Raw genomic sequence first — 2,932 nt, 5'->3', positions numbered from 1 at the left:
ATAGCCATTAGCCAGTGCAAGCGCGGTAGTGAGTTGCATAAAAAAATCCGATGACGAGTGGTCATCGGATTTTGATCTTTTCAATGAGATCGTCAAGCGATCTGGCTTAACTGATCAGCATTAGCCAATCGACAGTCCTTTTGTTTTTAAGATGGCAACTACAGATTATCCTGCGCCATTTCCAGTGGCATGGCATCACGCATTTTCTGCCACATGATACCGCTGTCTTTACCATAGCCGCGCATCAACTCAGGCACTTCCGCGAATTGACCAGCCCGTGCCAGCCGTTCCAGATTGAGATAAAAATCTCGCGCCAACTTACGGGCTTCTGCACTACCAAAATAATAGCGCCCCACTTTGCGGTACAGCCCTTTAAAACCATTAAGGATCAGTACATATAAAGGATTGCCGGAAGAAAATGCCAGCGAATGGTGCAACTTGTAATCGAAATCAGTATAAGCTGCAGCGTCGTCAGTCAAATCATGGACTTCAGCTAAGGTGTCGATAGCAACTTTTGGGTTATTCCGCAGCGCGCCACGAAAATAGATAGTGCTGATATTAGTCCTAGCCGACAATAGCTGATCAACCAGTACCGGAAAGCCAGACGGATTCAAATCCGCTATAGTTTCCAGAATATTCAGTCCTGAAGTTTCCCAGAAGTTATTGACTTTAGTAGGTTTTCCGTGCTGGATAGTCAACCAGCCATCGCGCGCTAGGCGCTGTAATACCTCACGCAATGTCGTCCGCGTGACACCGATAAGCTCCGATAATTCACGTTCGGCCGGAAGAATAGAGCCTGGGGGGAATTTATTTTCCCAAATCGAGCGAACTATATATTTTTCTGCAAAACTTGCAGGCCCCTTGGCATTAATGATCATCAGCCCAATTTTCCAGTGGTGACAGTAATTTTGGTCACTGATCATACCAGAGCCAAAAAAAATGGAAACCTTCAAACAATCGTCTACGCATATGACGCATTGTAGACAACACACTCCCCTGAAGATTAAAAGCTAATTCAACTGCTCAGGTCTCATTTTTACCATTGACTAAGTGATTTTAAGACTGTTTTCAGACTGTTCATGACAATACTCAAGGGTTTGGGCTAGACTGAGCCATTCACAAAGCCAACAACTTTTTATAACGTCTTATAACAACTTGAGAGAGGGAAACCATGCCAATGCCATTAAGTCAGGCTTTCATGGGCAACTTCTTGGGGAACTCACCCAAGTGGTACAAGCTTGCAATTCTATGTTTTTTGATTATCAATCCGATTCTGTTCAGTATTCATCCCTTCCTTGCTGGTTGGCTATTGGTGGCCGAATTTATCTTCACCCTCGCAATGGCATTAAAATGCTACCCGCTGCAACCCGGTGGTTTGCTGGCGATTGAAGCTGTTTTCATCGGCATGACCAGTCCAAGTCAGGTATTGCACGAACTGGAAGCCAACATGGAAGTGTTGCTGCTATTAATCTTCATGGTGGCGGGCATTTACTTCATGAAACAGCTGCTGCTGTATGTCTTCACCAAAATGATCACCAAGGTACGTTCCAAAATCGCAGTATCTTTGATGTTTTGTTTAGCCTCAGCATTTCTTTCCGCATTTTTGGATGCGCTGACGGTTATCGCGGTAATTATTGCTGTTGCAGTAGGTTTTTACGCTATTTACCACAAAGTGGCATCCGGAAAGGATTTCACTGATGACCATGATCATACCGATGACAGCGATGGTCAGCTTAATGCTGAAGAACTGGAGAATTTTCGTGGTTTCCTGCGTAACCTGTTAATGCACGCCGGTGTTGGTACTGCCTTAGGTGGTGTATGCACCATGGTGGGTGAGCCACAAAACCTGATTATTGCGGCACAGGCGAACTGGCAATTTGCCGAATTTGCACTGCGTATGTCACCGGTAACGGTACCAGTGCTGCTGATGGGGATCCTGACCTGTGTTATCGTTGAGCGATTTCATCTCTTTGGTTATGGTGCACAATTGCCGGAAGCCGTCCATCGTATTCTGGTAGATTTTGCCACGCACGAAGACGAACGGCGTACCGCCAAAGACAATGTCAAACTCGTGGTTCAGGCGCTAGTGGGTATCTGGTTGATTATTGGCCTAGCATTCCACTTGGCGTCTGTCGGGCTTATTGGTCTGTCGGTGATCATTTTTACAACCGCATTTAATGGCGTGACCGACGAGCACGCACTTGGCAACGCGTTCAAAGAAGCCCTGCCATTCACCGCATTGTTAGCAGTATTTTTCTCTGTTGTTGGCGTTATCATCGATCAGCACCTCTTCGCCCCGGTTATCCATTGGGCACTCAGCTATGAAGGTAACGTGCAGTTAGTCATCTTCTATATCGCCAACGGCCTGCTATCCATGGTCAGCGACAATGTGTTTGTGGGAACCGTTTATATCAACGAAGTTAAGGCAGCTTTGATTGATGGTCAAATCACTCGCGATCAGTTTGACCTGCTAGCGGTTGCCATTAACACCGGCACTAACCTGCCATCGGTGGCAACGCCTAATGGTCAAGCTGCATTTCTGTTCCTGCTGACATCAGCACTAGCGCCGTTAATCCGCTTGTCCTATGGTCGTATGGTGTGGATGGCATTGCCTTACACAGTGGTATTGTCGGTCGTCGGGATCTTGTCAATTGAAACCGGTTTTCTGCAGCAGGCAACCCAATACTTCTATGATTCGCATATGATTTTGCATCACAGTCTACAGGAAGTACTGAAGGGTGCTGCCGAGGCTACTGGTCATTAATGTTAGATATTTTTGACTGAACCAAGCCGCTTCTGTAAAGTCTAACAAGTGACTGTGGCATTCCGTCAATACTTATTACGCCAATTGAGTTGATTTTTCGCCCCAGCGGGTTCCGTTTTTCATCATGGTATTGAGTGTGACCAAGAGCTTTCGCATGCAGGCAATTAA

General features: G+C 46.2%; 2 protein-coding genes. One reads left to right on the top strand and one right to left on the bottom strand.

Annotated features, from left to right (window positions below; genetic code table 11):
* Positions 1 to 158 precede the first annotated feature (158 nt).
* On the bottom strand, positions 159 to 878 hold the full coding sequence (gene fadR, locus J3L11_RS18615; protein ID WP_189616575.1) for a fatty acid metabolism transcriptional regulator FadR: 720 nt from the start codon (positions 876 to 878) through the stop codon (positions 159 to 161).
* A 293-nt stretch (positions 879 to 1,171) separates the two neighbouring features.
* On the opposite strand from fadR, the gene nhaB reads away from it, so the two are divergent.
* The gene (gene nhaB / locus J3L11_RS18610; protein WP_189616183.1) at positions 1,172 to 2,764 is read left to right on the top strand and encodes a sodium/proton antiporter NhaB; all 1,593 of its coding nucleotides are present in this window, start codon (positions 1,172 to 1,174) and stop codon (positions 2,762 to 2,764) included.
* Positions 2,765 to 2,932: the final 168 nt, after the last annotated feature.

It is taken from the genome of Shewanella sp. 4t3-1-2LB (assembly GCF_017368415.1).
In the GTDB taxonomy this organism is placed as follows: domain Bacteria; phylum Pseudomonadota; class Gammaproteobacteria; order Enterobacterales; family Shewanellaceae; genus Shewanella; species Shewanella fodinae.
This window is presented reverse-complemented; position numbering and strand designations above follow the sequence as displayed.